We start from the raw sequence: 22,390 nt of genomic DNA on the forward strand, positions 1-22,390 counted from the left end.
GCCGAGGCGGCGCCGCCGCCCGCGGCGGTCGCGGCGCCGCCGGAGCCGAGGCCCAGGGCGGTCAGCGGGAACAGCGTCGACAGCGCGGCGGCGGCCGCCGCCAGCGTGCGCACGCCGCGCCCCTCCCAGTCCGGGCCGTACGCGGTGGCGGCCGCGGCCTCCAGTTCGGTGACGAACGCGGCCGCGCCGTGCGGCCGGTCCCACGGGTCCTTCGCGAGCCCGCTCTCCACCAGCGGCCGGAGCGGCTCGGGGACGTCCTCGACGGGGATCGGCGCGGTGAGGTGCCGCCCCATCAGCCCCGCCCGGTCCTCGGCCGTGTAGGGCCGCCGCCCGGTCACGCACTCGAAGAACACGCACGTCGCCGCGTACACGTCGGTGGCGGGGGAGGCGGGCTCGTCGCGCCACTGCTCGGGCGCCATGTAGACCGGCGTGCCCGATCGCCCGGCCTCGCCCGCGTCGACCGCGACGCCGAAGTCGATGAGCTTGCTCAGCCCGTCGCCCCGGACGATCACGTTCGCGGGCTTGTAGTCGCGGTGCACGATCCCGATGTCGTGCGCGGCGGCCAGCCCCAGCAGCGAGCCCTTGAGCAGGACGAGGGCGGCCTCGGGCGCGAGCGGGCCGCGCTCGGCGAGCACCTCCCGCAGGGACGCGCCGTCCACGGCCTCCATCACGATCGCCGCGCCCTCGCCCGTCTCGACCAGCCCGTAGAGGCGCGCCACGTACGGGTTGCGCAGCCGCCGGAGCAGCTCCGCCTCGGCCCGGAAGCGGACCCGGAAGCCCGGGTCGGCGGCGAGCCCGGCCGCGAGGTACTTGATCGCGGCCGGGAGCCCGGTGGCGTCGTGGCGGGCCAGCACCACCCGTCCCTGCGCGCCCTCGCCGAGCACGCGCAGCTCGGTGTACTCCGGAACCTGCCACCCGCTCATCGGTCACCCCTTCGCCCCGTACGGCTAGAAAGGGGTTATAGCAGGGCGCCCTCAGGCGGCGACCGGCTTCGGCTCCGCGCCGCCGTGCGCGGGGACCGCCGCGTCGCCGCCCCCGTCCGGCGCGGGGACGTCCGGCGCGGGGACGGACTGCGCGGCGGCGGGGTCGGCGCCCTCGCCCAGCGGGACGAACCGGGCACCGGCCGCGATCAGCAGCGCGAGCACGACCACCACGCCGACGCCCACCCGCAGCGACGTCGCGTCCGCCAGGAACCCGACGACGACCGGGCCGAGCAGCAGCCCGCCGTAGCCCATCGCGCCGACCTGCGCGACCGCGGCGGCCGGACGGTCCGGCGCGGCGGTCCCGGCCAGCGAGATCGTCGTCGGGACGACCACGCAGACGACCAGGCCCGTCGCGAAGAACCCGGCGATCGCGACGTGCGCGGTCGGGGCGAGCACCACCACCGTCATCCCGGCGGCGGTGCCGAGCCCGGCGCCCGCCAGCAGCCGCCGCGTGCCGACCCGCATCCGGACGCGGTCGCCGACGAGCCGTCCGATCAGCATCGCCAGCTCGAACATCGGGTACCCGAACGCCGCCAGCGACTCGGTCGCGCCGAGCTCGTCGTGCAGCATCAGGCTGCTCCAGTCGGCGATCGACCCCTCGGTCATGAACGCGATGAAGCCCAGCACGCCGATCAGGTAGACGGCGGCCGGCATCCGGCGCCGCCGCCGTCCGCCCGCCCCGGTCCCGGCGGGCGCGTCCGGGTCGGGCAGGTAGGTGCGGCCGAGCGCGAGCCCGGCGGGCAGCGCGAACAGCGCGGCGATCAGCACGGTCGCGGTGAAGCCGAGGCCGAGCGCGGCCGTCGCCACGCCGAACAGCCCGCCGGTCATCGCGCCGATGCACCAGCCGGCGTGCATGCCGCTCATGATCGACCGCCGGTACGCCTGCTCGACCACGCTGGCCTGCGCGTTCATCGCGATGTCGGTGATCCCGAACGTCATCCCGAACGCCACCACGGCGGCGAGCAGCGTCCAGTAGGTCGGGGCCACCGCCACCGCGACGTACGACAGCGCGGTCAGCGGCAGCGCGAACCGCAGCGCGCCCCGGCTCCCGGCGCGCGCCATCACCCCCCGCAGCGCCTGCATGGCGACCACCGCGCCGAGCCCCCAGACGAGGACGACGATGCCGATCTCGCTCTCGGACGTCCCGAACTTCTCGGCCAGCGCGGGCATCCGCGCGACCCACACACCGGTGAGCAGGCCCGCGAGAGCGAAGGTCAGGAACGTCCCGGTACGGGCGCGGAGCAGCATGGTTCACCTCTTTCTGAACTCGGCGGGGCGGAGGGCCCCGGACGTGCGCCCGGCCGCGCGGGCGCGCGGCCGGAACCGGACGGTCGTCAAAGAATGTGGAGCGTTCCAGGGGGCCGGGCGCGGCCCCGGCGCCCCGGGTGCGGGCGGTGCTAGCCGAGCAGGTCGAGCAGCCGCCGTTTCAGGGCCGCGAGCTGCTCCTCGTCGTACAGCTCCGGCGCGTGGCTCACCACTTCCCACAGGCCCTCGGCCGCCAGCCGGACCACCGTCGCGGCGACCGGGTCGGAGACCGGGCCGGCGACGTCGCCGGGCGCGCGGCCGTGCCAGCGGCGCATGGCCTCGTTCAGCGGCTCGGCCTGCTCCGGGTCCGTCGCGGCGGCCGTGATGGCCGACCATCGTCGGTAGGCCCGCGCCTCACCGGTCAGGATCTCGAACGTCGCCTCGACGTACGCGCGGCTGTAGGCGCCGGGCGTCCCGTCGTCGTACCCGCCGAGGTAGGAGGCGATCAGGTCGTCGAACTCCTCGATGACCCGCGCCACCATCGCCTTGACGAGCGCTTCCTTGGACGGGAAGTGGTAGAGCAGCCCGCCCTTGCTGACGCCGGCGCGGTCGGCCACCGCGGTGAGCGTCAGCGCCTGCGTGCCGTGCTCGGAGAGCACCGCCTCCGCGGCGTCCAGAAGGGCGTTCTTCGTCATGACCACTCCACTGTACCGACCGGACGGTACAGTTGCCAACCGGGCCCCTCACCCGCGCATTCCCGTAACCGTCCGGCCACCTGCGGGGAACACCGGGCGCGCGGATACTGTTGACGCCGTGGTGACCTACCTCGACCATGCGGCGACGACCCCCATGCTGCCGGAGGCCGTTGAGGCGATGACGGCACGGCTGCACGAGCTCGGCAACCCGTCCTCGCTGCACGCGGTCGGCCGCACCGCCCGCCGCGTCGTGGAGGAGTCCCGCGAGCTGATCGCCGAGGCGTTCGACGCCCGGCCCAGCGAGGTCGTGTTCACCTCCGGCGGCACCGAGGCCGACAACCTCGCCGTCAAGGGGCTCTACTGGGCGCGCCGCGCCGCCGACCCCGCCCGCACCCGCGTGCTCGCCTCCGCCGTCGAGCACCACGCCGTCCTCGACGCCGTGCAGTGGCTCGCCGACCACGAGGGCGCCGACGTCGACCTGCTCCCCGTGGACGAGCTGGGACGCGTCCGTCCCGACACCCTGCGGGACGCGCTCGGCGACGGCTCCGACGTGGCCCTCGCCACCGTCATGTGGGCGAACAACGAGGTCGGCACCGTGCAGCCGATCGCCGAACTCGCCGCGGTCGCCCGCGAGCGCGGCGTCCCGCTGCACACCGACGCCGTCCAGGCCGCCGGCGGCCTGCCCGTGTCCTTCGCCGCGAGCGGCGCCCAGGCCCTCACCCTCTCCGGCCACAAGCTCGGCGGCCCGCTCGGCGTCGGCGCCCTCCTCCTCGCCAAGCCGAAGGAGCCGCTGTACCTCGACCCCGTGCCCCTCCTGCACGGCGGCGGCCAGGAACGCGACGTCCGCTCCGGCACCCTCGACACCCCCGCCATCGCCGGCTTCGCCGCCGCCGTCGAGGTCGCCGCCCGCCGCCGCGCCGCCGAGGCCGAGCGCCTCGCCGCCCTCCGCGACCGCCTCATCGCGGCCGTCCGCGCGGCCGTCCCCGACGCGATCCTGAACGGCGATCCCCGCGACCGTCTGCCCGGCAACGCGCACTTCTCCTTCCCCGGCTGCGAGGGCGACGCGCTGCTCATGCTGCTGGACGCCCGCGGCATCGCCTGCTCCACCGGCTCGGCCTGCTCGGCGGGCGTCTCCCAGCCCAGCCACGTCCTCACGGCCATGGGCGCCGGCCCCGAACGCGCCCGCGGCTCGCTCCGCTTCACCCTCGGCCACACCTCCACCGAAGCCGACGTCAAGGCCCTGGCCGACGCCATCGCCCCCGCCGTGGACCGGGCCCGCCGAGCCGGCCTCACCTGACCGCCGCCCTCCGGGCCAGGCCCGCGGCGCGGCGGGAGGTGCGGCGGGAGGTAAGGCGCCGCCCGTAATCGGGCCGACGTTTGATCGGATCCTCGCAGGGCACTGCTTTGCCGTTCGTTGACCGGCGGATTGCGAGGGACCGAGAGCGATGACGGGCGTGGCGGACGGCGGCGCGGTGCGGGACGCGGGACGCAGGGCGGCGGGGCATCCGTGGTTCCACCGGCTGTCGCGCGTGGGCCTGGCGGCGCGCGGGTTCCTGTACGTCCTGATCGGGGTGCTGGCGCTCCAGATCGCGTTCGGGGACGGCGGCGAGGAGGCCGACCGGAGCGGCGCCCTGACGACCGTCGCCGGCAAGCCCGGCGGGACGGTCGTGCTGTGGCTCGTCACGGCCGGGTTCGCCGCCCTCGCGCTCTGGCAGTTCGCGGAGGCGCTGTACGGGCGTCCCATCCCGGGCGGGCACAAGGCGCACGAGCGGCTCGCGTCGGCCGGTCGCGGGCTCCTGTACGCGGCGGGGTTCGCGGCGACCCTCGCGTTCATGCTCGGGCACAAGGGCGCGTCGGGCGACCAGCGGTCGAAGGCGTTCACGGCGCGGCTGATGGAGCAGCCGGGGGGACGCTGGCTGGTCCTCGCGGTCGCCGCCGGGTTCGTCGCCGTCGGCGGGTACGTCCTGTACACCGCCGCGCGCCGCAAGTTCCTGGACGAGCTCAAACTCGGGCAGATGGGACGGCGCGTGCGGCGCGTCGTCGAGCCGCTCGGGGCCGTCGGCAACGCGGCGCGGGGCCTGGTGATCGGCGCCGCCGGGGTCTTCCTCGGGTACGCGGCGATCAGCTACGACCCGGGGAAGGCGCGCGGGCTGGACGGCACGCTCCGCGAGTTCGCCGGGTCGCCCGCCGGGGCGTGGGGGCTCGTCGCCGTCGCCCTCGGCGTGGTGACCTTCGGCGTCTACTCGTGCTGCGAGGCGCGGTGGCGCAGGGTCGAGGCCGTCCGTCCCGGTCAGGGCCGGTAGGGGGCGAGCGCCTTCCAGCCGGGGTCGTTGGTCGAGGCGACCTTGGCCTTGCCCTCCGACCAGCCCGCGGCGAGCTGGTCGAGCTCGCCGACGACGCCCGAGTCGGGGTCGGCGTACAGGTGGAAGACGCGCAGGCCGTCGCCGGTCTCCCGGACGGCCAGCACCGCCCGGTCGCCCAGCTTGGCGAGCTTCTTCTCGAACGCGTGCAGCGCCCCCGACGACGGCTCGACCGGCAGCCGGTCGGGGTTGCTGTGCCGGTACGGGACGCTGATCGCGACGTGCACGTCGCACAGCGGGTAGTCCTGCCGGTGCAGCGGGAACCGCGCCCCGACCCGGGCGGGATGGCCGCGCGGCGTGCGGCCCTCGCCGCTCAGCCACGCGGGCTCCCCGAAGGGTTCGGCGACCTGCTCGACGACCGCGCCCAGCATCGCGGGCGGCAGCGAGTCGATCGGCGTCTCCATCGCGATCGTCACGTCGCCGATCCAGCGGGCCACGTCGTCCTCCCCGAGCGCCCAGTCCAGGACGTGCGACGCGACCTGCCGCTGCTGCTCCTCGGGGACGAACAGGAAGTCGGGGTGGTACGCGGTGATGTGCACCTTCGCCCGTCCGGCGTCGGCCCGCATGCCCAGCCGCACGTACTCCAGGTCGAACTCGTGGTCGCCGAGGACGAGGTCCTGGGAGAGCATCTCCGGGTCGGCCTGCCGCGCCGGGTGGAAGTTCCAGTCGCCGGACGTCTTGGGCGCGGCCCGCACCCACCGTTCGGCGAGCCCGCGCAGTTCCGGGTCGCCGCCGCCGGTCAGCGTCAGCGAGGGCGCCCGGTCCTCGGCGCCGCCGATCTCCCACTGCAGCCCCGGATGGATCTTGTGGACGCGGCGGGACAGCTCCTCGACGATGTCGGCCGACAGCCCCTCGCCCGGCGGCTCGCCCGCCTCCTGCCCGCCCGGGCCGCCCGCCAGCGACGACTCGATCGTCGGGCGCGCCTGGCCCCACCATTCCCAGAACTCGCCGACCGCGGGCGGTGCGGTGGCGGACGTGTCGCGCGGACGGCGGAAGATTCCCACCTGTACGTCTCTTCCTTGTCGTGGGGTGACGGGGCCCGGGCCTTCACGGAGCCCGCGACGTAACCCTACGCGAGCCGCCGGACGATCCGTCGCCGCGTCCCCGCCGCGTCGTTTCGGCCCGGCGGCGGTCCGTCCCGTTAACCCGATGTGGGGAGGGCCCGGCGGCGCGTACGCTCGAAGGACTATGACTCTGCGCGTACTCGCCGCCATGTCCGGCGGCGTCGACTCCGCCGTGGCCGCCGCCCGCGCCGCCGAGGCCGGGCACGACGTCACCGGCGTCCACATGGCCCTGTCCAGCAACCCGCAGTCCTACCGGACGGGCGCGCGCGGCTGCTGCACCCTGGAGGACTCCCGGGACGCCCGCCGCGCCGCCGACGTGATCGGCATCCCCTTCTACGTCTGGGATCTCGCGGAACGCTTCCACGAGGACGTCGTCGAGGACTTCGTCAGCGAGTACGCCGCGGGCCGCACCCCGAACCCGTGCCTGCGCTGCAACGAGAAGATCAAGTTCGCGGCGCTGCTCGACCGCGCGATGGCCCTCGGCTTCGACGCCGTCTGCACCGGCCACTACGCCCGGCTGGAGGACGGCGTCCTGCGCCGCGGCGTCGACGCGGGCAAGGACCAGTCGTACGTCCTGGCGGTGTGCACCCCCGAGCAGCTCGCGCACGCGATGTTCCCGCTGGGCGACACCACGAAGGCCGACATCCGCCGCGAGGCCGAGCGGCGCGGCCTGCAGGTCGCCGACAAGCCCGACAGCCACGACATCTGCTTCATCGCGGACGGCGACACCCGCGGCTTCCTCGCCGAGCGCCTCGGCACCGCGAAGGGCCCCATCGTCGACGCCGACGGCAACGAGGTCGGCGAGCACGACGGCGCCTACGCGTACACGATCGGGCAGCGCAAGGGCCTGCGCATCGGCACCCCCGCGCCGGACGGCCGCCCCCGCTACGTCCTCGACATCTCGCCGGTCACGAACACCGTCACCGTCGGCCCCCGCGAGGCCCTGGACGTCCACGAGATCACCGGCGAGCGCCCGATCTGGCTGGGCGAGCCCCCCGCGGGCCCGTTCGCCTGCCGGGTGCAGCTCCGCGCCCACGGCGAGGTCCACGCCTGCACGGCCGAAGCCGACGGCGACGTCCTGCGCGTCCGGCTCGACGCACCGGCCCGCGGCGTCGCGTCCGGCCAGGCCGCGGTCCTGTACGACGGCGACCGCGTCCTGGGCTCGGCGACGATCGCCGAGACGGCCCGCGTGCCCGCCTGACCCGCGGCCGGATCGCCGCCCGCGCCGGCGTCCCCGGCGGCGCGGCGGTGTGGTCGCGGCGGGTGCGGGCGGGCCAACCGGCCTCCGGGACCCGGAGCCGCGGGCGACGGCCCGGTTACCATTCGGCTCTGGTGAGTCTCAGGAGGTGTCGTGAAGTTCGGTGTTTCGACGTTCGTGACCGATGACGGGATCGGGCCCGCGGCGCTCGGGCGGGCGCTGGAGGAGCGCGGGTTCGGGTCGCTGTTCCTGGCCGAGCACACCCACATCCCGGTGAAGCGCGAGACGCCGTGGCCCGGCGGCGCCGAGCTGCCGCGCATGTACTACCGGACGCTCGATCCGTTCGTCGTCCTGGCGGCGGCCGCGAGCGTGACGGAGCGGCTGCGGCTCGGCACCGGGATCGCGCTGGTCGTCCAGCGGGATCCGATCATCCTGGCCAAGGAGGTCGCGTCCCTCGACCTGATCTCCGGCGGGCGGGCGGTGCTCGGCGTCGGCGCGGGCTGGAACCGGGAGGAGATGCGCAACCACGGCACCGAGCCGAAGACCCGCATGCGGCTGCTGCGCGAGCGGGTGCTGGCCGTCAAGGAGCTGTGGACGAGCGAGGAGGCGGAGTTCCACGGCGAGTTCGTCGATTTCGACCCCGTGTTTAGCTACCCGAAGCCCGTCCAGGACCCGCACCCGCCCGTGCTGATCGGCGGCGCGGGACCGACCACGTTCGACCGCGTCGTCGAGTTCGGCGACGGCTGGATGCCGATCCACGGCCGCGGCACCGACGCCCTCGCCGCCCAGATCGCGGAACTCCGCGACCGGGCGGGCCGCCGCGTGCCGGTCACGGTGTTCGCCGTGCCGGGCAGGCGGGAGGTCGTCGAGGCCCTGGCCGACGCCGGGGTGGACGAGGTCCTGTTCAACCTCAAGACCGAGCCGGAAGCCGAGACCCTCCGTTACCTCGACCGCCTCGCGGACCTGCTGTGATCGCGCGCCGCTAGGCTTTCCGGTGTGAATGAGCATCCGTGGGAGGCCGGGGCGGCGACCGGCGTCGGCTCGTATCCGGGCGACGACCCGGAGGAGGCCCTCCGGGTCGTGCTCGGGGAGCTGCCCGAGCTGCCGCACCTGCCGGAGCTGCCCGCGCGCGGGCCCGGCGCCGACATGGTCGGCCGGTCCGCCGGCCTGCTGGTCGACATGCCGGTGCACCTCGAGCCGTCCGGCTGGCGGTTCTCCGACCGTCCCGGCCGCGACACCGTCCGCACCCGCGACCACCTGGCGCGCGACCTCGACGTGCTGGAGGAGGTCGCGGGGACGCACGACGGGCCGTTCAAGATCCAGGTGTGCGGTCCGTGGACGCTCGCCGCGACGATCGAGCTGCGGCACGGCGACCGCGCGATCAAGGACCCGGGCGCCGTCCGCGATCTCGCCGAGTCGCTCGCGGAGGGCGTCGCGGCGCACGTCGCGGACGTCCGGCGGCGCGTGCCCGCGGCGCGGATCCTGCTGCAACTCGACGAACCGGCCCTGCCCGCGGTCCTCGCCGGGACGGTGCCGACCGCGAGCGGCTTCGGCCGGCTGCGGGCGATCGAGGAGCCGGTCGCCGAGAACGTCCTCCGGCGGACGATCGAGACGGTGTGCGCGGAGGACGCGGCGTACCCGCTCGTGCACTGCTGCGCCCGGAACGTGCCGTTCGGGCTGCTGCGGCGCGCGGGGGCGAAGGCGCTGTCGGTCGACCTCCGGTACGTGCCGAGGCGCGACGACGACGCCGTGGGGGAGGCGATCGACGCGGGGATCGGCCTGTTCCTCGGGGCGGTTCCGGCGGCCGACGCGACCCTGCCGCCGCTGCGCGCGACGGCCGAGCCGATCCGGGAGCTGTGGCGGCGGTTCGGGTTCCCGCCCGCGCGGCTCGCCCGCCAGGTCGTCGTCACGCCCGCCTGCGGGATGGCGGGTGCCTCGCCCGGGTACGTCCGGGAGGCCCTGAAACGCTCCCGCGACACGGCCCGGATGCTGTACGAAGCCGCGGAGGAGTAGGGCGCGCCCCTGCCGGAATGTCGGTGGCACCGGGGAAAATGGGGGCATGACCACGAGCGATGGTGTTCCCAGCGAGGCACGGCAGCGGCATCTGGAGCTGAGCGAGCGGATCGACGAGGGCAACTACCGCTACTACGTCCTCGACCGGCCCACGCTCTCCGACGCCGAGTACGACCGCATGATGCGGGAGCTGCGGGAGCTGGAGGAGCGGCACCCCGGGCTGGTCACGCCCGACTCGCCCACCCAGAAGGTCGGGGCGCCGATCACCACCGACTTCGCGACCGTCGCGCATCTGGAGCGGATGCAGAGCCTCGACAACGCGATGAACGCCGACGAGCTGCTCGCCTGGGACGAGCGGGTCGTCAAGGAGGTCGGCGAGGTCGCGGGCTACCTGTGCGAGCTGAAGATCGACGGCCTGGCGATCGCGGTGACGTACGAGAAGGGACGGTTCGTCCGTGCCGTCACGCGCGGCGACGGGCGCACCGGCGAGGACGTCACGCACAACGTCCGGACCATCGCCGACGTCCCGGACCGGCTCGCGGGGGAGGGCTGGCCGGACGTCCTGGAGGTGCGCGGCGAGGTGTTCCTGCCCGTCGAGGGGTTCGAGCAGGTCAACGCGGCGCAGGTGGAGGCCGGCAAGCAGCCGTTCGCGAACCCGCGCAACGCGGCGGCCGGGTCGCTGCGGCAGAAGGACCCGCGGGTCACCGCGAAGCGGCCGCTCGGCATGCTGGTGCACGGGTTCGGCGCCTGGGAGGGCGGGACGCGGCCCGAGAGCCAGTCCGGGGCGTACGAGCTGATGCGCGCGTGGGGGCTGCCGGTCAGCGACCGGTACAAGGTCGTCGGCGGGATGGACGCCGTCCGCGAGTACATCGCCGAGTACGGCGAGCACCGGCACGATCCCGCGTACGAGATCGACGGGGTCGTGGTGAAGGTCGACCAGTTCTCGCTGCAGCGGCGGCTCGGGTCGACGAGCCGCGCGCCGCGCTGGGCGATCGCGTGGAAGTACCCGCCGGAGGAGGTCAACACCAAGCTTCTCGACATCAAGGTCGGCGTGGGACGGACCGGGCGCGTCACCCCGTACGGGGTCATGGAGCCGACGGAGGTCGCCGGTTCGACCGTCGAGCGGGCGACGCTGCACAACGCGAGCGAGGTCGTCCGCAAGGGCGTCCTGATCGGCGACACGGTCGTCCTGCGCAAGGCCGGGGACGTCATCCCGGAGATCGTCGCGCCCGTGACGGCGCTGCGGGACGGCTCGGAGCGCGAGTTCGCCATGCCGACGCACTGCCCCGAGTGCGGCACCGAGCTGGCGTACGAGAAGGAGGGCGACGCCGACATCCGGTGCCCGAACGCCCGCTCGTGCCCCGCGCAGCTCCGGGAGCGGCTGTTCTTCGTGGCGAGCCGCAACGCGCTCGACATCGAGGCGCTCGGGTACGTCGCGGCGACCGCGCTGACGCAGCCGCTGGAGCCGGCCGACCCGCCGGTGAAGAACGAGGGCGACCTGTTCCACCTGACCGTGGACGAGCTGCTGCCGATCAAGAGCCTGGTGCTGGACCCCGACAGCGGCACCCCCAAGATCGACCCGAAGACGGGGGAGCGCAAGGAGGTCACGTTCTTCGCCAACAAGGAGGGCGAGCCGAAGAAGACCGTCGAGAAGCTCTTCGAGGAGCTGGAGAAGGCGAAGAGGCAGCCGCTGTGGCGGGTTCTGGTGGCGCTGTCGATCCGGCACGTCGGGCCGTCCGCCGCGCGCGACCTGGCCCGCGAGATGGGCTCGATCGACGCGATCGCGAACGCCACCGAAGAGGAGCTGGCGGCGGTCGACGGCGTCGGCCCGACGATCGCGGCGTCGATCAAGTCGTGGTTCGCGGTCGACTGGCACCGGGAGATCGTCGACAAGTGGCGCGCGGCGGGCGTCCGGATGGAGGACGAGGGCGCCGCCGGCCCGCGTCCCCTGCAGGGCGTCACGGTGGTGATCACCGGCTCGCTGGAGGGGTACAGCCGCGACTCGGCGACCGAGGCGGTGCAGCGGCTCGGCGGCAAGGTGTCGGGCTCGGTGTCGAAGAAGACGGGGTTCGTGGTCGTCGGTGACAGTCCCGGGTCAAAGTACGACAAAGCGATGAAGCTCGGCGTGCCGGTCCTGGAGGAGGACGGGTTCCGTGTTCTCCTGGCGGACGGGCCGGATGCGGCCAAAAAAGTCGCTGTCCGTGCGGAAGAGTGACGAAATGTGGTTGACCCGGGCCCACCAGGTTTGCGTTACTCAGGGGTACACTTTCACTACCCACCGGAGAGGGATGAGCGCGACACGGGCATAACGGAACGTACGCAACCGGTTTCGCGAAGTTCGCCGGAGGTCGTACTCTCCCTCTCATCACGACACACCTGAATCACCGGACGTATCACCCGGGGGGCGTCCCCGTGGTCCGGCGCGTCCGGTTCCGGGGGACGTCCCCCGCGAATCCCCCCGAGGATGGTGATGAAGGACCCGAACAACACGCGGAACACGGCGCCGCGCCGCGGTTCCCCGTTGTGGATCTACATCGTCGTCGTCATCGCGCTGGGCGTCGTGGCGGGCGGCTCCGCCTTCGCCGGGCTCACCGGCCCGGACCTGGACGCCCTCCTCGGCAACCCCGTCTTCTGGATCCTGGGCTGCTTCATCGTCTTCGGCGAGATGCGGCCCATCATCACCCCGGGCTCCACCGAGAACAACGGCGCCACGACCTCCACCACGTTCGCGTTCGCCGCGCTGCTGTACGCGGGCCTCCCGGTCGCCGCCGCCCTGCAGGCCGTCGCCGTCGTCACCTGCGGGATCTTCCGCGGCCGCACCCCCCACCGGATCGCCTTCAACGTCGCCCAGTACACCCTCAGCCTCGGCGCCGCGCAGCTCGCGCTCGCCCTCACCGGCGATCTGGCGACGCCGTCCGCGCTCTGGGTGCCGGACGGCTCCGACCTGCCGGCCATCGCGCTCGCCGGGACCGTCTACTTCATCTGCAACGACACGCTCGTCAGCGCCGCCGTCGCGCTGCACGAACGCGTCTCGCTGCTGAAGGCCATGCGGTTCGACTTCGGCTACCAGGTCCTGGTCCACCTCGCGCTGCTCGGCCTCGCCCCGATGATGGTCGTCGCGATGGACCGCTCCGCGGCGTTCGTCCCGCTGATCGTGCTGCCGTTCATCGCCGTGTACCTGAACGCGTCCGTGTCCGTCCGGCGCGAGCACCAGGCCCTGCACGACGCGCTCACCGGGCTGCCGAACCGCAAGCTGCTGATCGTCCGCACCGAGGAGGCGCTCGCCGAGGCCCGCGGCGAGGACGCCCACCGGCACCTGCGCGGGCGCCGCCGCAAGACGGCCGAGCCGCCCCGCCGCGCCGGGCTGTTCCTGCTCGACCTCGACCGGTTCAAGGAGGTCAACGACACGCTCGGGCACCCCACCGGCGACCGCCTCCTGCAGCTCGTCGCGCACCGCCTCACCCACAGCGTCCGGCCCGGCGACCTCGTCGCCCGCCTCGGCGGCGACGAGTTCGCGGTGCTGCTGCCGACCGTCCGCGACGAGGACGCCGCCCGCGAGGTCGCCGCCCGCCTCCGCGCCGCGCTCAGCGAGCCCGTCCGGCTGGACGGCCTGTCGTTCGACCTCGAGGCCAGCGTCGGGATCGCGCTGTTCCCCGACCACGCCCCCGACTTCGAGCTCCTCCTGCAGCGCGCCGACGTCGCCATGTACAACGCGAAGGAGTCCCGCGCCGGCGTCGAGGTGTACTCCCCGCAGAAGGACCGCAACTCCCCGGCGCGCCTCACCATGCTCGGCGACCTGCGCCGCGCCGTCGACCGCTCCGAACTGGAGCTCTTCTACCAGCCGAAGGTCTCCCTCCGTGACGGCCAGCTCGTCGGGATGGAGGCCCTGCTGCGCTGGCGCCACCCCGAGCAGGGCCTCCTCGAACCCGAGGCGTTCCTGTCCGTCGCCGAGCAGACGTACCTGATGCGCTCGATCACCCACCACGTCGTCGAGGCCGCCCTCGCGCAGACCGCCGCCTGGTGGCGGGAGGACCTCGCCGTCCAGGTCGCGGTGAACGCCTCCGGCCGCGACCTCCTCGACACCGGCCTCACCGAGACCATCGAGGAGGGGCTGCTCGCCCGCGGCCTGCCCGCCGCCGCGCTCCAGCTCGAGATCACCGAGCGGATCCTGATGAACGAGCCCGCCTACGCGTCCGACACCGTCGCCGCGCTCGCCGAACTCGGGATCCCGCTCAGCCTGGACGACTTCGGCACCGGCTACTCGTCCCTCGTGCGGCTCAAGCGGCTCCCCGTCGAGGAGATCAAGATCGACGCGTCGTTCGTCCGCCGCCTCACCGAGTCGTCCGACGACGCGGTGATCGTCCGCTCGATCGTGGACCTCGTCCGGACGCTCGGGCTGCGCTCCGTCGCCGAGGGCGTCGAGGACCCGAAGACCGCGAGCGCCCTCCGCGAGATGGGCTGCGACGCCGCGCAGGGCTGGCACTTCGGCCGCCCGATGGACGCCGACACCGCCACCGAGTGGCTGCGCCGCCACATGAACCGCGCCCCCGAACCCGCGGCGTGACCGGCATCGGCCCCGCGCGGGCGCGGGGCCGAAAGGGCCGCCGCCCGTGTCACTGGTATCCCCGGGCATGAATGCCCTCCGCGGCGTGGTCCTCGCGCTCTGTGCGGCGGCGATGCTCGTGTTCTTCTTCATCACGCTCGACCATGTGAACGGCATGGAGAACGGGCACCGGGGAGCGTTCGGCGGCGTGCTCCTGGGCGTGGCCGTCATCGTGGCGTGCGGGTCGATCGCGGGCGGCGCGCCGCCGCGGTCTCCCCGCCAGGTGCACCGCCCGCGGCGGGCTGCCCGCCCATGGCGCCGCAGCAGCAGGGACGGCCGCCGGTGCAGGGCGGTCAGTAGGTGCGGCGGGGGCCGTTCTCGTAGTAGTGCTCCTCGTGCGCCGGGGGCGCCGGGCGGCGGTCGACGGCGCGACGGGCCGCGGCGATCCGGACGAGGCCGATGACGAGCCCGATCAGGCCGCCGATCATCAGGATCACGCCGACCAGCCGGACGTCGACGCCGCTGAGGTCGACGTCGACCGCGTAGGCCAGGATGGCTCCGAGAATGATCAGTGCGATGCTGCCGCCGATGGTCACGTCGGCTCCTCTCGTCGTCCAGGGGGACCTTCGAGAGCGTTCCCTCCAGAGGCGTCTGAAACGGCGCGCCGGATCGTGCCTGGGTAATCCGGTCGGCCGGGCGGGTCCGGGCCCATAGGATGGCCGTGAACCCAATCGAATCCAGGAACGGTTTACTCATGTCCGCCATCACCCGTGACGAGGTGGCGCACCTCGCCCGGCTGTCCCGGCTGGCGCTCGGCGACGATGAGCTCGATCATCTCGCGGGCCAGCTCGACCAGATCATCTCCGCGGTCTCGCGGGTGCAGGAGGTCGCGGCGGAGGACATCCCGCCGACCTCGCACGCGCTGCCGCTGACCAACGTCTACCGGGCCGACGAGGTCCGGCCCTCCCTTCCGCCGGAGCAGGCCCTCGCGGGCGCCCCGGCCGCCGAGGAGCAGCGCTTCCGGGTGCCGCGGATCCTGGGAGAGGAAGCCTGATGAGCGAGCTGGTCAGGAAGGGCGCCGCCGAACTCGGCGAGCTGATGGCCGCGGGCGAGGCGTCCGCCGTCGAGGTCGCCGAGGCGCACCTCGACCGCATCGCCGCCGTGGACGGACGGGTGCACGCGTTCCTGCACGTCGACCGCGAGACGACCCTCGCGCAGGCCCGCGCGATCGACGAGCGCCGCGCGGCCGGGGAGGAGCTCGGCCCGCTGGCCGGCGTCCCGATCGCGCACAAGGACGTCTTCACCACCCGCGACATGCCCACCACCGCGGGGTCGAAGATCCTCGAAGGGTGGCGGCCGCCGTACGACGCGACCGTCACGGCCCGCCTGCGCGAGGCCGGGCTCGTCATCCTCGGCAAGACGAACATGGACGAGTTCGCCATGGGCTCGTCCACGGAGAACAGCGCGTACGGCGTCACCCGCAACCCGTGGGACCTCGAGCGGATCCCGGGCGGTTCGTCCGGCGGTTCGTCGGCGGCCGTCGCCGCCTACGAGGCCCCGCTGTCGACGGGCACCGACACGGGGGGCTCCATCCGGCAGCCCGCGGCGGTCACCGGCATCGTCGGCACCAAGCCCACCTACGGCGGCTCGTCCCGGTACGGGGTGATCGCGTTCGCGTCGTCGCTCGACACGCCGGGGCCGTTCGCCCGCAACGTCCTCGACGCGGCCCTGCTGCACGAGGCGTTCAGCGGCCACGACCGGATGGACTCGACCTCGATCGACCGCCCCGTCCCGCCGGTCGTCGAGGCCGCCCGCCGCGCGGACGTCAACGGCCTGCGCGTCGGCGTCGTCAAGGAGTTCGCCGGGGACGGCTACCAGCCCGGCGTCACGGACCGCTTCACCGAGACGGTCGAGCTGCTGGAGTCGCTCGGCGCGAAGGTCGTCGAGGTCTCCTGCCCGAACTTCTCCTACGCGCTGCCCGCGTACTACCTGATCGCCCCGTCGGAGTGCTCGTCGAACCTGGCCCGGTTCGACGCCATGCGCTACGGCCTGCGCGTCGGCGACGACGGCACCCGCAGCGCCGAGGAGGTCATGGCGCTGACCCGCGCCGAGGGCTTCGGGCCCGAGGTGAAGCGGCGCATCATGCTCGGCACGTACGCGCTGTCGTCCGGCTACTACGACGCCTACTACGGCAAGGCGCAGCAGGTCCGGACGCTCATCAAGCGCGACTTCGAGGCCGCGTTCGAGCAGGTCGACGTGCTGATCTCGCCGACCACGCCGACCACGGCGTTCCCGCTCGGCGAGCGCGCCGACGACCCCATGGCGATGTACCTGGCCGACCTGTGCACGATCCCGTCGAACCTCGCCGGCAACGCGGCCGTCTCGGTGCCGTGCGGGCTGGCGGACGGCCTGCCGGTCGGGCTCCAGATCATGGCCCCGGCCCTCGGCGACGACCGCGTCTACCGCGTCGGCGCCGCCGTCGAGCGCGCCCTCGAGGACCGCTGGGGCGGCCCCCTCCTCGCGCAGGCCCCGGAACTCTAGACGGCGAGGAACGGCGACACGTGATCACCAGGATCGAGATCGACGGCTTCAAGTCCTTCCTGGGTTTCAAGCTGGACGTGCCGCCGTTCCTCGCTCTCGTCGGCCCCAACTCCAGCGGCAAGTCGAACTTGTTCGACGCGGTCGAGTACGCCGTCGATGAGGTGCATTTCCAGTCGGACGCGCTGCTGCGGGCTCGCCGAGGACGGCCACAGGAGCTGTTCCACCGTACGGGTGAAGGACCACAGGTGGACTGGTTCACAGTGGCGACACGGCGCTTGGTGCGCCTGCAGGACGGGTTCGGCGCGGTCGACCACCGTACGGGTGCCGTGCTTCGGGGCGGCGTGCCGGAGCACGAGTCGTTCGCTAACGAGATACTCGATCTGAAGGACGCGATGGACGTGCCCGAGTTCGTTCGGGCGCGACGCTCCCGATGGATCCACGATGCCTTCGGCGACGACGTGGCGTTCGACGACCTGGCCAGTGAGATCGAGGCGCAGATGTCGAACGTGCGGCAGTACGTGCCCAACCCGCAGGCGATGCGCGGAATGGCGAGCCAGGCTGACCGGCGGCCGCTGCTCGTCGACGGCGGGAACCTCGCCGCGGTGCTGGGGCGGGTGAGCGAGACGGACGCGTTCGCCGACCTCATGCTGGATGCGACGGCGCTGATCCCGGACGTGCGGGAGATCAAGACCGAGCTGGACGGCAAGCGCCAGGAGTGGTCCTTCGACCTCGTCATGGACGGGCAGGGCGCCGTGCCGAGCACGCTGCTGTCGGACGGGACGCTGCGGGTTCTCGGGCTTCTCGCAGCCCTGCACGATCCCGACCATTCGGGCGTCCTGCTGATCGAGGAGATCGAGAACGGGCTGCACCCGGGGCGTCTGGCCGAGCTGCTTCGGCGCGTCCGGGAACGGGTGACCGACTTCGATGATCCAGGATCGCTGGAGCGTCCGCTGCGGCAGGTCATCGTCACGAGCCACTCGCCGGTGGTGGTGTCGGAGCTGTACCGGGAGCGTCCCGAGTCGCTCGTGTTCATGGACGCCGCGATCCGGGTCGACCCGGAAGCGGGGCGGACGTCCCGCGTGACCGTCGCCAAGCCCGTTCGGGGCGAGGGGGAGCCGGGGACGTTCGTGTCGCCGCGGCAGGTCCGCAAGTACCTGGGCACCGTGCGGCAGGACGTGCCATGAGCCGTCCCCTCGTCCCGGGACTGCTGGCCGAGAACACCACCGACGAGCGGTTCCTCGGTCATGTCGTGCATCGGCAGCTCCGCGCGCTGACGGAGAAGGGGAGCAGGCACGTCGTCGACGTCGAGCGCACCGAGATCGGCGACTGCTGGACGATCAAGGATGCGGATCGGGTCGGCTGTGCGGTGCTGGAACTCGCCGCGGACTGCCACCTGATCTGCGTCCACAACGATCACAACGAACGCGGCAAGGCCGAGGCCGTCGTCAAGCTGCTGGCCGGCCGGGGCCTGACCACGCCGGTGATCCCGCTCGTCCCGGTGCGCGAGACCGAGGCGTGGCTGCTCGCCGACCGTGCCGTCTGGGCGGGGTTGCGCGGCAGCGATCCCGACCGGCTTCCCGCACGCCCCAGGGACGTGGAGAAACTGCAAGACCCGAAGCCCGTGCTCGACGCGGTGCGCCCGCAGAGCGGCCGCCGTCCCCTGGGCGACTACTTCGATTACATAGGACAGAACATCGACCTCGAGGCCCTCGCCCAGGTGCCCGCGTACGCGGCGTGGGTGGCCGAGACCGAAGAGGCGTTGAAGGGACTGGGATATCTGTGAGTGTCGTGACGCCGATGAAGTACGAGGACGCGCTGGCGAAGTACGAGCCCGTGCTCGGGATCGAGACGCACATCGAGCTGGGCACCGCGTCGAAGATGTTCTGCGGCTGCCCGACGGCGTTCGGCGCGGAGCCGAACACGCAGGTGTGCCCAGTGTGCCTCGGGCTGCCCGGCGCGCTGCCGGTGACGAACCACGCCGCGATCGAGGGCATCATCAAGATCGGCCTCGCGCTGAACTGCGACATCGTGGAATGGTGCCGGTTCGCCCGGAAGAACTACTTCTATCCGGACATGCCGAAGAACTTCCAGATCTCGCAGTACGACGAGCCGCTCTGCGTCGACGGCCACCTGGACGTCGAGGTCGAGGGCGAGACGTACCGCATCGAGATCGAGCGCGTCCACATGGAGGAGGACACCGGCAAGTCGCTGCACGTCGGCGGCACCACCGGGCGCATCCACGGCGCCGAGTTCTCCCTCGTCGACTACAACCGCGCCGGGATCCCGCTCGTCGAGATCGTCACCAAGCCGATCGTCGCGACCGGCGACCGCGCCCCGCTCGTGGCCCGCGCGTACGCGACGGAACTGCGCGAGCTCGTCCGCTCCCTGGGCGTCTCGGACGTCCGCATGGAGGAGGGCTCGATGCGCTGCGACGTGAACGTGTCGCTGATGCCGCGCGGCGCGGACGAGTGGGGCACCCGCACCGAGACGAAGAACGTCAACTCGCTGCGCTCGGTCGAGCGGGCCGTCCGGTCCGAGATCGAGCGGCAGGCGGGCGTCCTGTCCGAGGGCGGGCGGATCGTGCAGGAGACCCGCCACTTCCACGAGGACACGGGCCGCACCACCAGCGGGCGCAGCAAGGAGGAGGCGCAGGACTACCGGTACTTCCCCGAGCCCGACCTGGTGCCGATGGCGCCGTCCCGCGAGTGGGTCGAGGAGCTCCGCGCGTCGCTGCCCGAGCTGCCCGCCGCCCGCCGCGCCCGCATCCAGCGGGAGTGGAACCTGTCCGACCTCGAACTGCGGGACGTCGTCAACGCGGGGGCCGTCGACCTCATCGAGGCGACGATCGCCGCGGGCGCCGACGCCCCGGCCGCCCGCAAGTGGTGGATGAACGAGCTGTCCCGCCGCGCGACCGAGCAGGGCGTCGAACTGGCCGACCTGCCGATCACGCCGGAGCAGGTCGCGCGCGTCCAGGCGATGATCGCCGCCGGTGAGCTGAACGACAAGCTGGCCCGGCAGGTCTTCACCGGCGTCCTCGCCGGCGAGGGCACCCCGGACGAGGTCGTCGCCGCGCGGGGCCTCAAGATCGTCAGCGACGAGGGCGAGCTGAACTCGGTGATCGACCAGGTGATCGCGGACAACGCCGACGTCGCCGACAAGGTCCGCGCGGGCAAGGTCGCCGCCGCCGGCGCCCTCGTCGGCGCCGTCATGAAGGCCACCCGCGGCCAGGCCGACGCGGGCCGCGCCCGCGAGCTGATCCTGGAGAAGCTCTCCTGACGCGCCGCCGCCCCGTGACACCGCGTCGCGGGGCGGCGGAAAACCGTTGGCCCGCCCGCCGCGCGCCCGGTTAGCGTCGCGCGTGTGATCCATCAGCACCCGCTGGCGTACCTCCTCGGCATCGAGGGCATCGCCCTGCTCCGCGCGTTCAACGGCGAGCACGACCGCGCGTTCGTCGAGGCGCGCCTCGACGAGATCCGGCGCCTGCTGGACGACCCGTCCCTCGCGCACGGCGTCGACGTCGAGCGCGTCGAGGTCGTGGACGGCTACCGCTCGTGGGCGCCCACCTACGACGAGGGCGCCAACGCCGCGTTCGACTTCGAGGCGCCCGTCCTCGCGGAGATCCTCGACACGATCCCGCCGGGCGTCGCCCTCGACGCCGCCTGCGGCACCGGCCGGCACGCGTCGCTGCTCGCCCGCCGCGGCCACCGCCCCATCGGCGTGGACGCCTCGCCGGACATGCTCGCCCGGGCCCGCGCCCGCGTCCCGGAGGCCCGCTTCGCGCGGGGCGACCTGCACCGCCTGCCCGTGCGCGACGCGTCGGTGGACCTGGTCGTCTCCGGGCTCGCGCTCACGCACGTCCCGGACCTCGGCCCGGTGCTGGCCGAGTTCGCGCGGGTCCTGCGGCCGGGCGGCGACCTGGTGATCTCGGACGTCCACCCGGACCACGTCGCCCGCGGCTCGGTCCCGCCCGTCCGCGACGCCGAGGGCCGGCCCGGACGCCTGGTGGCGCACGGGCACACGGTGGGCGACCACGTCCGCGCCGCCCTCGGCGCGGGCCTGGAGGTCGTCCGCTGCGAGGAGCCCGCCCTGCCCGCCGCGCCGCGACCGGACGGCCCGCCGCCGACCGACCCGGGCCCCTGGGACGTGTGGCCGTGGTCCCTCGCGCCCCTCGTCCCGGACGCCTCGGCCGCCGCGGCCGCGGGCGTCCCGGCGATCCTGCTCCTGCACCACCGCCGCCCCGCCGCCTGACGGGCGGCGGGACGCGGCCGGCGAGGTCGCCGGTTTCGGGTGGTAGATGCTCGGCGCTAAGGATCGTCCGTATTGGAGGATTCGCGAGTTATGGGAGCGGGACGCTGAGGATTCGGTCGTCCGAATCCGCCGGGTCGCCGCGGCCGTCGCGGTTGCTCGTGGTGACCCAGAGGGTGCCGTCCGGCGCGTGGACGACCGCGCGCAGGCGGCCGTACTCGCCTCGCAGGTGGGCCTTCGGGGTGCCGGCGCCGCCGTTCGTCAGCGGGACCTGCCAGAGGCGCTCGCCCTGGAGGGCGGCGGCCCACAGGGAGCCGCCCGCGTGGGCGAGGCCGGACGGGGACGCCTCGTCGGTCGTCCAGGTGACGAGGGGGTCGATGTACTCGTCGTCGGGCGAGCCCTCGCCCTCGACCTCGGGCCAGCCGTAGTTGCCGCCCTTCTCGATCAGGTTGATCTCGTCGAACTCGTTCTGGCCGAACTCGGTGGCGTAGAGGCGCTTCTGGTCGTCCCACGCGAGGCCCTGCACGTTGCGGTGGCCGTAGGACCAGACGCGGTCGCCGAAGGGGTTGCCGGGCGCGGGGTCGCCCTCGGGGGTGACGCGGAGGATCTTGCCGCCGAGGGAGGCGCGGTCCTGCGAGAGGGACGGGTTCCCGGCCTCGCCCGTCGTGATGTACAGCATGCCGTCGGGGCCGAACGCGAGGCGTCCGCCGTTGTGGTTCGAGCCCTTGGGGATGCCGTCGACGATCACCCGGAGGTCGCCGAGGCGCCCGTCGTAGGTGGTGCGGACGACGCGGTTGTCGTCGTCCGCGGTGAAGTACAGGTAGACGAGGCGGTCGTCGTCGAAGGTCGGGGACACGGCGACGCCGAGCAGGCCGCCCTCGCCGATCGGGTCGACGCCCGGGATCGTCGCGACGGTCGAGGTCTCGCCGGACGGGGTGACGCGCAGGAGCCGCGCGCTGTCCCGTTCGGTGACGAGGGCGTCGCCGCCCGGCAGGAACGCGACGGCCCACGGGACCTCGAGGCCGGTCGCGACGGGACGGACGGACGTCGCCGGGCTCGCCGTGGGGGACGAACCGGGCGGCGGGCTCGTGGAGTCGCCGGAGTCGGTGCCCGAAGTGCAGGCGGCCAGGACGAGCAAGGTCGCCAGGACGGCCGCCAGGGCGGTCGCCGGGACGGTCGGGTGCTTGCGCATGATGGGCCTCCCGCGTTCCAGGATGACACGTCCGGGGCGACTCGCACACAGAAGTGGTCACTGTGCGTGATGCGGGGCATCGGTGACGATCGTGTTTCGGTCTGCTCAAACGGGTTCTTCACATGGTGCTTCGCCGCGCTTCGTCGCCGGGTGGACGCACTCCCTCAATCGCTCCGTGACCTACGGAACGTACATTGGACGTCACGGTGATCCCGCATCGCAGCGACGGAGCTGATCTCCGGCCGGCGCAGCCGACGTGCTCGCCGCCGGCCCCGCGCCGACCCTGCGCGGGGGCACGATCCTCGACCCTC

19 protein-coding genes are annotated in these 22,390 nt (G+C 73.5%); 13 read left to right on the plus strand and 6 right to left on the minus strand.

The genetic code is table 11. The annotated features are described in order from the left end of the window. The 3 genes from ACFQ11_RS27825 to ACFQ11_RS27835 all read right to left on the minus strand — a co-directional run. Nucleotides 1-923: serine/threonine-protein kinase (locus ACFQ11_RS27825; protein ID WP_378303874.1), on the minus strand; the 923-nt coding region annotated here is incomplete at its 3' end. Between the two features lie 51 nt (nt 924-974). Continuing rightward, nucleotides 975-2,231: an MFS transporter gene (locus ACFQ11_RS27830; RefSeq protein ID WP_378303876.1), complete on the minus strand. Its 1,257-nt coding sequence runs from the start codon at nt 2,229-2,231 to the stop codon at nt 975-977. A 149-nt stretch (nt 2,232-2,380) separates the two neighbouring features. Beyond that, complete coding sequence (locus tag ACFQ11_RS27835; RefSeq protein ID WP_378303878.1) at nt 2,381-2,923, minus strand: TetR/AcrR family transcriptional regulator; 543 nt, start codon at nt 2,921-2,923, stop codon at nt 2,381-2,383. Between the two features lie 121 nt (nt 2,924-3,044). Between ACFQ11_RS27835 and ACFQ11_RS27840 the strand changes: the two genes are divergently transcribed. Together ACFQ11_RS27840 and ACFQ11_RS27845 are read left to right on the plus strand one after the other, a co-directional pair. Further along, entirely contained in the window at nt 3,045-4,220 is a 1,176-nt protein-coding gene (locus ACFQ11_RS27840; protein ID WP_378303920.1) for a cysteine desulfurase family protein, read from the plus strand. A gap of 148 nt (nt 4,221-4,368) precedes the next feature. Beyond that, the gene (locus tag ACFQ11_RS27845) at nt 4,369-5,226 is read left to right on the plus strand and encodes a DUF1206 domain-containing protein (protein WP_378303881.1); all 858 of its coding nucleotides are present in this window, start codon (nt 4,369-4,371) and stop codon (nt 5,224-5,226) included. Here ACFQ11_RS27845 and ACFQ11_RS27850 read toward each other — a convergent pair. Then, nucleotides 5,214-6,287, minus strand: a complete 1,074-nt coding sequence (locus ACFQ11_RS27850; protein ID WP_378303883.1) for a DUF695 domain-containing protein — start codon at nt 6,285-6,287, stop codon at nt 5,214-5,216. The genes ACFQ11_RS27845 and ACFQ11_RS27850 overlap by 13 nt on opposite strands. Nucleotides 6,288-6,471: 184 nt before the next feature. Between ACFQ11_RS27850 and mnmA the strand changes: the two genes are divergently transcribed. The 5 genes from mnmA to ACFQ11_RS27875 all read left to right on the plus strand — a co-directional run bounded on the left by mnmA (nt 6,472) and on the right by ACFQ11_RS27875 (nt 14,122). After that, nucleotides 6,472-7,548, plus strand: a complete 1,077-nt coding sequence (gene mnmA, locus ACFQ11_RS27855) for a tRNA 2-thiouridine(34) synthase MnmA (protein ID WP_378303885.1) — start codon at nt 6,472-6,474, stop codon at nt 7,546-7,548. 150 nt (nt 7,549-7,698) lie between these two features. Beyond that, the gene (locus ACFQ11_RS27860; RefSeq protein ID WP_378303887.1) at nt 7,699-8,517 is read left to right on the plus strand and encodes an LLM class F420-dependent oxidoreductase; all 819 of its coding nucleotides are present in this window, start codon (nt 7,699-7,701) and stop codon (nt 8,515-8,517) included. Nucleotides 8,518-8,541: 24 nt separating this feature from the next. Beyond that, on the plus strand, nt 8,542-9,558 hold the full coding sequence (locus tag ACFQ11_RS27865; RefSeq protein WP_378303889.1) for a methionine synthase: 1,017 nt from the start codon (nt 8,542-8,544) through the stop codon (nt 9,556-9,558). Between the two features lie 46 nt (nt 9,559-9,604). After that, complete coding sequence (gene ligA, locus ACFQ11_RS27870) at nt 9,605-11,773, plus strand: NAD-dependent DNA ligase LigA (RefSeq protein WP_378303891.1); 2,169 nt, start codon at nt 9,605-9,607, stop codon at nt 11,771-11,773. A gap of 255 nt (nt 11,774-12,028) precedes the next feature. Continuing rightward, nucleotides 12,029-14,122 (plus strand): putative bifunctional diguanylate cyclase/phosphodiesterase, encoded by a 2,094-nt coding sequence (locus ACFQ11_RS27875; RefSeq protein ID WP_378303893.1) that lies wholly within the window; start codon nt 12,029-12,031, stop codon nt 14,120-14,122. Between the two features lie 332 nt (nt 14,123-14,454). Here ACFQ11_RS27875 and ACFQ11_RS27880 read toward each other — a convergent pair whose 3' ends face one another. Further along, entirely contained in the window at nt 14,455-14,697 is a 243-nt protein-coding gene (locus ACFQ11_RS27880; RefSeq protein ID WP_378303895.1) for a DUF6458 family protein, read from the minus strand. A 158-nt stretch (nt 14,698-14,855) separates the two neighbouring features. Here ACFQ11_RS27880 and gatC point away from each other — a divergent pair, with 158 nt between their 5' ends. The 6 genes from gatC to ACFQ11_RS27910 all read left to right on the plus strand — a co-directional run bounded on the left by gatC (nt 14,856) and on the right by ACFQ11_RS27910 (nt 20,890). Beyond that, on the plus strand, nt 14,856-15,155 hold the full coding sequence (gatC, locus tag ACFQ11_RS27885; protein ID WP_026403875.1) for an Asp-tRNA(Asn)/Glu-tRNA(Gln) amidotransferase subunit GatC: 300 nt from the start codon (nt 14,856-14,858) through the stop codon (nt 15,153-15,155). After that, nucleotides 15,155-16,642 (plus strand): Asp-tRNA(Asn)/Glu-tRNA(Gln) amidotransferase subunit GatA, encoded by a 1,488-nt coding sequence (gene gatA, locus ACFQ11_RS27890; RefSeq protein ID WP_378303898.1) that lies wholly within the window; start codon nt 15,155-15,157, stop codon nt 16,640-16,642. The genes gatC and gatA overlap by 1 nt, the downstream gene beginning before the upstream one ends. Nucleotides 16,643-16,662: 20 nt before the next feature. Continuing rightward, complete coding sequence (locus ACFQ11_RS27895; protein ID WP_378303900.1) at nt 16,663-17,826, plus strand: AAA family ATPase; 1,164 nt, start codon at nt 16,663-16,665, stop codon at nt 17,824-17,826. Next, nucleotides 17,823-18,425: a hypothetical protein gene (locus ACFQ11_RS27900; protein ID WP_378303902.1), complete on the plus strand. Its 603-nt coding sequence runs from the start codon at nt 17,823-17,825 to the stop codon at nt 18,423-18,425. Before ACFQ11_RS27895 ends, ACFQ11_RS27900 begins: the two co-directional genes overlap by 4 nt. Before the next feature lie 14 nt (nt 18,426-18,439). Next, nucleotides 18,440-19,918, plus strand: coding sequence for an Asp-tRNA(Asn)/Glu-tRNA(Gln) amidotransferase subunit GatB (gene gatB, locus ACFQ11_RS27905; RefSeq protein WP_378303904.1), 1,479 nt, complete (start codon nt 18,440-18,442; stop codon nt 19,916-19,918). 84 nt (nt 19,919-20,002) lie between these two features. After that, complete coding sequence (locus ACFQ11_RS27910; protein ID WP_378303906.1) at nt 20,003-20,890, plus strand: class I SAM-dependent methyltransferase; 888 nt, start codon at nt 20,003-20,005, stop codon at nt 20,888-20,890. Nucleotides 20,891-20,978: 88 nt separating this feature from the next. Here the strand turns inward: ACFQ11_RS27910 and ACFQ11_RS27915 are convergent, their stop codons facing one another. Next, entirely contained in the window at nt 20,979-22,079 is a 1,101-nt protein-coding gene (locus ACFQ11_RS27915; RefSeq protein ID WP_378303908.1) for a PQQ-dependent sugar dehydrogenase, read from the minus strand. Nucleotides 22,080-22,390 lie beyond the last annotated feature (311 nt).

The organism is Actinomadura sediminis (assembly GCF_042675525.1).
Lineage (GTDB): Bacteria > Actinomycetota > Actinomycetes > Streptosporangiales > Streptosporangiaceae > Spirillospora > Spirillospora sediminis.

What these genes read in the sequence shown, in the direction of transcription:
- ACFQ11_RS27830 (WP_378303876.1), bottom strand. Translation starts at nt 2,231, where the DNA reads ATGCTGCTCCGCGCCCGTACCGGGACGTTCCTGACCTTCGCTCTCGCG.
- ACFQ11_RS27835 (WP_378303878.1), bottom strand. Translation starts at nt 2,923, where the DNA reads ATGACGAAGAACGCCCTTCTGGACGCCGCGGAGGCGGTGCTCTCCGAG.
- ACFQ11_RS27845 (WP_378303881.1), top strand. Translation starts at nt 4,369, where the DNA reads ATGACGGGCGTGGCGGACGGCGGCGCGGTGCGGGACGCGGGACGCAGG.
- mnmA (WP_378303885.1), top strand. Translation starts at nt 6,472, where the DNA reads ATGACTCTGCGCGTACTCGCCGCCATGTCCGGCGGCGTCGACTCCGCC.
- ligA (WP_378303891.1), top strand. Translation starts at nt 9,605, where the DNA reads ATGACCACGAGCGATGGTGTTCCCAGCGAGGCACGGCAGCGGCATCTG.
- ACFQ11_RS27875 (WP_378303893.1), top strand. Translation starts at nt 12,029, where the DNA reads ATGAAGGACCCGAACAACACGCGGAACACGGCGCCGCGCCGCGGTTCC.
- gatC (WP_026403875.1), top strand. Translation starts at nt 14,856, where the DNA reads ATGTCCGCCATCACCCGTGACGAGGTGGCGCACCTCGCCCGGCTGTCC.
- gatA (WP_378303898.1), top strand. Translation starts at nt 15,155, where the DNA reads ATGAGCGAGCTGGTCAGGAAGGGCGCCGCCGAACTCGGCGAGCTGATG.
- ACFQ11_RS27900 (WP_378303902.1), top strand. Translation starts at nt 17,823, where the DNA reads ATGAGCCGTCCCCTCGTCCCGGGACTGCTGGCCGAGAACACCACCGAC.
- gatB (WP_378303904.1), top strand. Translation starts at nt 18,440, where the DNA reads ATGAAGTACGAGGACGCGCTGGCGAAGTACGAGCCCGTGCTCGGGATC.
- ACFQ11_RS27915 (WP_378303908.1), bottom strand. Translation starts at nt 22,079, where the DNA reads ATGCGCAAGCACCCGACCGTCCCGGCGACCGCCCTGGCGGCCGTCCTG.